At 42.6% G+C, this 7,264-nt stretch carries 3 protein-coding genes and 1 tRNA gene; 1 reads left to right on the top strand and 3 read right to left on the bottom strand.

Features of this window, described 5'->3' with window-relative positions; translation table 11 throughout:
* Nucleotides 1–75: 75 nt before the first annotated feature.
* Nucleotides 76–3,585 carry a transcription-repair coupling factor gene (gene mfd / locus IQ234_RS19150; protein ID WP_193958245.1) on the top strand — a complete coding sequence of 1,170 codons (3,510 nt, stop codon included), beginning with the start codon at nt 76–78 and terminating at the stop codon, nt 3,583–3,585.
* Between the two features lie 290 nt (nt 3,586–3,875).
* Here the strand turns inward: mfd and IQ234_RS19145 are convergent.
* From IQ234_RS19145 to IQ234_RS19135, 3 genes are all read right to left on the bottom strand, one after another.
* Nucleotides 3,876–3,962, bottom strand: a tRNA-Ser gene (locus tag IQ234_RS19145).
* Between the two features lie 116 nt (nt 3,963–4,078).
* Nucleotides 4,079–5,176, bottom strand: coding sequence for a glycosyltransferase family 4 protein (locus IQ234_RS19140; protein ID WP_193958244.1), 1,098 nt, complete (start codon nt 5,174–5,176; stop codon nt 4,079–4,081).
* Complete coding sequence (locus tag IQ234_RS19135) at nt 5,176–7,005, bottom strand: tetratricopeptide repeat protein (protein WP_193958243.1); 1,830 nt, start codon at nt 7,003–7,005, stop codon at nt 5,176–5,178. The genes IQ234_RS19140 and IQ234_RS19135 overlap by 1 nt, the downstream gene beginning before the upstream one ends.
* Nucleotides 7,006–7,264: the final 259 nt, after the last annotated feature.

The raw sequence follows: 7,264 nt of genomic DNA, 5'->3' as shown, positions 1-7,264 counted from the left end.
GTTGGGGGGGTCACACCCTACCCCCACGAAAAACTTTTTGCCGCAAACCCTAAACCGAGCGCCAATTACTAAAAAATGACTTTTGCCTCCGTTATTCGCAACATTGAAAAATCGCCCTTAACTGCCGAACTTATCCAAAAACTGGAGAAAAACGGCAATTTAACCCTAACTGGCCTTGCCCGCTTACCGAAAGGATTAATAAGCACAGCTTTCGCCCGTTGTCAAGGAAAAAATCTGGTAATTATCTGTGCCAATCTAGAAGAAGCGGCACGTTGGGCAACACAATTAGAAGCAATGACGTGGAAAGGTGTTTTCTTTTATCCCACCTCGGAAGCTTGCCCCTACGAGACATTTAATCGGGAATCCGAGATGATTTGGGGACAGATGCAGGTATTATCGACCCTTCGACGTAGCTCAGGGCAAACCCTAATCAGTCATCAAGATGCTGGAATTGCGATCGTTACCACCGAAAAGGCCCTGCAGCCCCATTTACCCCCTAGAGAGGTTTTCGAGCAATATAGCGATAATTTTGCGGTAGGAAGGGTTATAGAAGCCAAAAACCTCGATCTAACCCTAGCTAGATTAGGATATGAACGGGTTCCACTGGTAGAAACCGAAGGACAATGGAGTCGTCGCGGCGATATCGTTGATATTTTCCCAGTTTCGGCCGAATTACCAGTCAGGTTAGAATTTTTCGGCGATGAATTGGAAAAATTGCGAGAATTTGACCCTGCTACCCAAAGATCGCTGGATTCTATCCCCAATCTGCTTCTTACTCCCACTAGCTTTGCGGCGATGATTGCCCCTTCTCTTCCCCCCACAGTGGCCGATTATCTGGGGGCCGAAGATCGAGAAAAATTAGCTAATGGCATTTATCCAGAGGGAATTGAGCGATTTTTAGGCTTGGCCTTCCGTCAAGCTGCTTCTTTATTAGATTATCTCCCCGAAAATACTCTGATTGCCTTTGATGAACTGGAAAGCTGTCAAGCTAGAAGCGATCGCTGGATAGAATATATTGGGGAACGCTGGCAAGAGATAGAACCACCCTTACCGCAAATTCACCGTTCTTTTGGCGAATCTCTGCAAATATCGCTCAAATTTACCCATCTCTACCTCTCGGAAATAGACGATCACCTGTCCGAAAATCGCCTTAATCTCTCCAGTCGTCCGATTCCCACCAATCCGGGGCAGTTCGCCAAACTAGCGGAAATTTTACGGGGAAAAAGAGAGATTTATAGCGGTATTAAACTAAATAAGTATGCTACATGGTTAATATCTGCCCAACCCTCCCGCACAGTCTCGTTATTACAGGAACACGACTGTCCAGCCCAATTTATCCCCAATCCCCTCGATTTTGGCGCGATCGAGCGGTTAATAATTCAAAACACCGCTACAGCCCTAAAATACTCAGGATTAGCTGAATTAGAAGGTTTTATCCTCCCTACCTATCGCATAGTCGTCGTTAGCGATCGAGAGTTCTTCGGACAACATCTTTTAAATACTGCCGGTTACGTCCGCAAACGTCGGCAAGCAGCCTCGGTACAGGTGGATGTGAATAAACTCCGTCCCCTCGATTTTGTAGTACATAAAAACCATGGCATCGGACAGTTTATCAAACTAGAAAAGCAGGAAAGCACAATTAGCGGAGTAGTGCAAGGTCGAGATTATCTAGTTATTAAGTATGCCGATGGATTATTGCGGGTTCCTGCCGATTCTCTTGATAATCTCTCCCGTTATCGTCATACAGGTAGTCAAGCACCCGAATTACATAAAATCTCGGGCAAAGCGTGGGAAGCGACGAAAGCCCGCGTTAGGAAGTCGGTTAAGAAGTTAGCGGTTGATTTAATCAATATTTACGCCCAACGCGCCCAAAAATCGGGTTTTGCCTATCCTATGGATAATCCCTGGCAGCGGGAGTTAGAGGATTCTTTTCCCTACCAACTCACTGCTGATCAACTGAAAGCGATACAGGATGTGAAACGGGATTTAGAAAGCGATCGCCCGATGGATCGCTTAGTCTGTGGGGATGTGGGTTTTGGTAAGACAGAAGTGGCCATTCGTGCTATTTTTAAAGCTGTCACCACGGGTCATAAACAGGTGGCTTTATTAGCACCAACAACGATTTTAACCCAACAACATTATCACACCCTAAAGGAGCGTTTTGCTCCCTATCCCATTAATGTGGGTTTATTAAATCGTTTTCGCACCAATTCCGAGAAAAAAGATATCGTCCAGCGCTTGAAAACGGGGGAATTGGATATAGTGGTGGGGACGCAGTTGTTATTGAGTAAAGCGGTGGAGTTTAGAGATTTAGGGTTATTGGTAATTGATGAAGAACAGCGTTTTGGGGTTAATCAAAAGGAGAAAATTAAGGCTTTTAAAAGTAATATTGATGTATTAACTTTGAGTGCGACACCGATTCCCCGGACTCTTTATATGTCCCTTTCTGGGGTGCGAGAAATGAGTTTAATTACCACACCTCCCCCCTCTCGTCGTCCCATCCAAACCCACCTTTCTAGTTATAATTCTGATGTGATTAGAACGGCAATTCGCAACGAATTGGATCGGGGGGGACAGATTTTTTATGTAGTACCCAGAATCGAGGGAATTGAAGAAAAAGCGGCAGCAATTCAAGGGATGATTCCGGGTGCTAGAATTGCCATTGGGCATGGTCGTATGGATGAGGCCGAATTAGAGACCACCATGTTAGCTTTTAATAATGGGGAAGCGGATATCTTAGTTTGTACGACTATTGTGGAGTCGGGGTTAGATATTCCCAGAGTTAACACAATTATCATTGAAGATGCCCAAAAATTCGGTTTAGCGCAACTCTATCAACTGCGAGGACGGGTGGGGCGATCGGGAGTACAAGCGCACGCTTGGTTACTTTATCCAGCTAAGGGAGAACTAACAGAAACCGCTCGGGAAAGATTAAAGGCAATTCAAGAATTTACCCAGTTAGGATCGGGGTATCAATTAGCGACTAGGGATCTGGAAATTCGCGGTGCTGGTAACTTATTGGGTGCGGAACAATCGGGACAAATGGAAGCGATCGGTTTTGATCTATATATGGAAATGTTACAGGAAGCTTTGCGGGAAATTCAAGGTCAAGAAATTCCTCAAGTGGAGGATACCCAAATCGATCTGAAATTGACGGCATTTATTCCTAATGATTATATATCCGATCCGGAGCAGAAAATGGATGTCTATCGGGCGATCGCTACTGCCAATTCTCAGAAAACTTTAGGACAAATTGCTGCCGATTTAGTGGATAGATATGGGGCAATTCCTTCTCCAGTGGCACAATTATTTAAGGTAATTGAGTTAAAACATCTGGCTAAATCCCTCGGTTTTTCGCGAATTAAACCCGATGGAAAACAGCATATTATCTTAGAAACTCCCATGGAGGAACCAGCGTGGAAATTATTACAAGAACACCTACCCCAACATATACAGTCACGCTTTGTTTATGGTCCCAAACAGGTGACAGTTAGGGGTTTAGGAGCGGTAAAACCGCAACAGCAGTTAGATAGTTTATTGGAGTGGTTAGCTAAGTGTAAAGATGGTTTACCCACGAGGAATTAGACTAAATCCTGTTTGAAAAGTATAAGAGACTGGGAATTATCAATTATCAATTATGAAGTGGGGAGCGGGAATTATGAATTATCAATTATCAATTATGAAGTGGGGAGCGGGAATTATCAATTATGAATTATGAAGTGGGGAGCGGGAATCATGAATTATCAATTATCAATTATGAAGTGGGGAGTAAGGGAGAAGATAATCGATAAGAGTAATCTCCTGAATTCAGAATCCTGACTCCTATACTCTAACTGCTATCAAAAGCACCTCATAGATATGAGGTGCTTTGGGAACGGAGAGAGAGGGATTCGAACCCTCGTTAAAGTTACCCCTAAACAGCATTTCCAGTGCTGCGCCTTCAACCGCTCGGCCATCTCTCCAATTGAGGTCACGATCATCTATCGTACAGCAAATGCTGCCGATCTGTCAAGTTATTTTTCTTTTTCCGAGGATGACCGATCAGGTTATACTTCATCTGGACGGGAAACCCTGTCAGTTAAGCATACCCTAGATATTGATTTAAGATTGCGGCTGTAGCTAGACCAGTTTTTTGCCAACTAAACTCATTGGCTCGTTTTTTGCCTAGATAACTTAATTTTGACTGTAATTGTCGATCTTGAGCAATAATTTTCAGGGCATCGGCTAGGGCTTCGACTCGATAGGGATCGATTAAAATTGCCGCTGTTGCCGTGACTTCGGGCAAAGATGACAAATTTGAGGTAATAACGGGTGTACCGCAGGCCATAGCCTCTAAAACGGGCAATCCGAAACCTTCCCAGAGACTGGGGAAGACTAAAGCAGTGGCTTGACTGATCACTTTGGGTAGCTCATCGTAGGGGATATAATCGAGAAATTTAATGCGATCGCTGACTGCCAATTCTCGCGCTTGTTGTTGTAAATTGGGGGTATAACGGCGATCAAAGCTGCCGGCAATCCAAAGATGATAATCTGTTAAATCTGGGGGCAGTTGGGCAAAAGCGGCGATTAAACGCGGTAAATTTTTATAGGGATTGGGACGACCGAGATAGAGAAAATAGGGCTGTTCTGGCTTATTATCTTCCATAGGGCGAAAGTGATGATGATCATAGGCTAGGGGAATTGAAGTAATTTTATCGGCGGGAATTTGATAATATTCAGTGATATCTTTGGCCGTTGCCTGGGAGTTACAGATGATATGTTTTGCCTGTTGTAATACCTGCGGCACATAATAACGGAAATATTGGGTTAAGGGGGAAGTAAAACTGGGAAACCGCAGGGGAATTAAATCGTGGACCATGACGACAAAGCGACAATGAGAATTTATCGGCGCTTCCGGAAGGGGAGAAAAGAGTAAATTGGCCTTTAATTGTCGGTAAATTGACGGTAACTGCCACTGAGTCCAGAGTAAGCGTTTTAAATGACCTTTCGCTCCTCGATCGGGGCCGAGACCTTTGGGGATAGAATAACAGTTAAAGTCGGGATAACTATTAGCTGTTAGTAGGGTTGGTTCTAAATTTTTTAGGTAGGGTAAGAGGTTAAGAATGTAGGTACTGATTCCTGTGGGTTGGGGAAAAAGTACCGAGAGATTAATTAATAGGTTATGCTGTGTGTTCACTAATTACCCTGTTGATATTTGCTGAGGATTTCTGAGATATATTGGTAGCCTTCCAGTCCAATGGATTTAATCAGGGAGGAACGTTCCTGACTGAAAGTCTGCTCAAAAGCTGCGATATTTTTACCGCGAATAACCGTTAATAGACTAGCAGCTTGTCGCCATTCCACTGCACCGATTTCGTGTAGCCAATACATTCCTAGAGAACCCATATAAATTGCCTGTTCAAAATTCTTGTCTTGATAGTAAGCTTCCCCTAAATAAGTTAGTAATAAACCTTGCAGATATACATCTCCGTAGTATTTAGCCGATTCTAATCCTTGTAGGAGAATATTAATCGCGTCTTGGGTTCTTTCAAGGACAAGATATGCTAAACCTAAACTGCTACAACAAAGGGATTTACTCTGCCAATCTTGGAGACTTTCCGCTAACTTTAATCCCTGTTTTAAATACTCGATCGAACTTTGATAAATTTCGGGATCATATCTCTCTAACTGTTGCGCTTCCTGTACCTGACTATAACCCAAATTAGCTAAAGCGTTAGCCTGTCCTAAACTATTACCCTGTTGACGACTTAAAATTAAAGCTCTCTGACTTAGATTAATCGCTTCTGTATAGTTTTTCTGGATAGCATTGAGACGGGATAAATGGTTTAAATTAGCTATTTCACAAGCAGAGTCCTGTTGTTGACGAGCAATTTCTAAAGCTTGTTGATGACATTCTCTAGCCTGTGGATAGTCGCCGCGAATGCGATTAGAATAGGCAATTAAAGTTAAAATTCTCGCCTTTTCTCCCGTACCTTCCACATAACGCAGAGGAATTGATAAATAATCTAATGCCTCCTTGAGATAACTGCCAGAAAAGGAGGCAAAAATTCCTCCGTATAAAGGAAAATAATCCCGTTGAGCAAAGGTTCTCAGAATTTGTAAAGCCATCTGAAAACAGCCGCGACTATAGAGAGAATTTTTACTAACTTGCTCGAAACTATTGGTTAACATAGACCAAATTAAAGCAAAGGTGAGAAAGGTAGAAATGGATAATTTGGCTCCCAGTTTTTCGCTATAGATACGCTGATCAAAAAAGTTAATTAGTCCCCTTTGGATATATTGAAAAACAATAGCAGTTTCTACCCAATCGGTTAAAGTTAAATCCTGAGTGAGAGGATCAAAAGCTTGTTGATTAGCTAAACTTTCTAAGACTCGTTTTAACCAAGAGGGATTAACTTTACTTGCCCAAATTTGCCAGGGTGTCACTCGCTCATTATCATTAGTAAAACCAAGATTACGATTTTGTTCGTAGAGCCAACTGGTGAGATCATTCGATAAATTTGACCAAGTATTTAACCCCAGATTAATCCCCGTGGCAATTTGCCATAAATCCGCTTCTCCCCGCTGGTGAGAAACTGTCTGTAAATTCTTGGCTAACTGTTGTAATTGTTCTAGGGTTAAAGCATTATTTTGATTGGGATCAATTAAATTCACTAACGTCAGTAAACGATCCTCTCGATCGATTTTAATCAGATTATTGATCGCCGCTGCAGTAAGAGAATTTTGCTGATTGGTTTTTTGATATTTTTCCCATTCACTTTCGAGCATTTCCAAGGCCCGCAAAACCCTAGTGGCTTTAATTTTTGTTTCTAACTGTGAGCGAGTAACGATAATTTTTTCGGTTAAACAACGCTCAAAAATTTCTCCTGTGCCATTTTTTACTCCCTCGGACAAAAGGTTATAAACCTGTGATTTGGCTCTAATTTTTCCTTCTAAAGTTAAATTAACAATGCGCTCAATTAGTGCATTATAAGTTTCGTTGAAGTTATCTATATTTTCTGTCATAAGTGGTTGGGAATTATGAATTATGAACAGGGGATGGGAATTATGAACAGGGGATGGGAATTATGAATTATGAATTATGAACAGGGGAGATGGGGAGACCACTTCGTGCGCGTTGCGGGGGGAGATGGGAGTCTGACAGGTGTAGGTATTTTACAACCAAGAGGAAGGGGAGTAGTAAAAAGCATCAACGGGGGTGGGAGAGAAAGAACTCCAACGATGAAGGTGAATCGACAAACCTTTCAGTAAATCAGCAACTAGG

It is taken from the genome of Microcystis aeruginosa LEGE 91341, from assembly GCF_015206885.1.
GTDB lineage: Bacteria > Cyanobacteriota > Cyanobacteriia > Cyanobacteriales > Microcystaceae > Microcystis > Microcystis aeruginosa_H.
Note: the sequence above shows the minus strand (reverse complement) of the source record. Positions and strands in the feature narration are given on the sequence as shown.

Coding starts and splice junctions, on each gene's coding strand:
- IQ234_RS19135 (WP_193958243.1), bottom strand. CDS start 7,005: ATGACAGAAAATATAGATAACTTCAACGAAACTTATAATGCACTAATT.
- mfd (WP_193958245.1), top strand. CDS start 76: ATGACTTTTGCCTCCGTTATTCGCAACATTGAAAAATCGCCCTTAACT.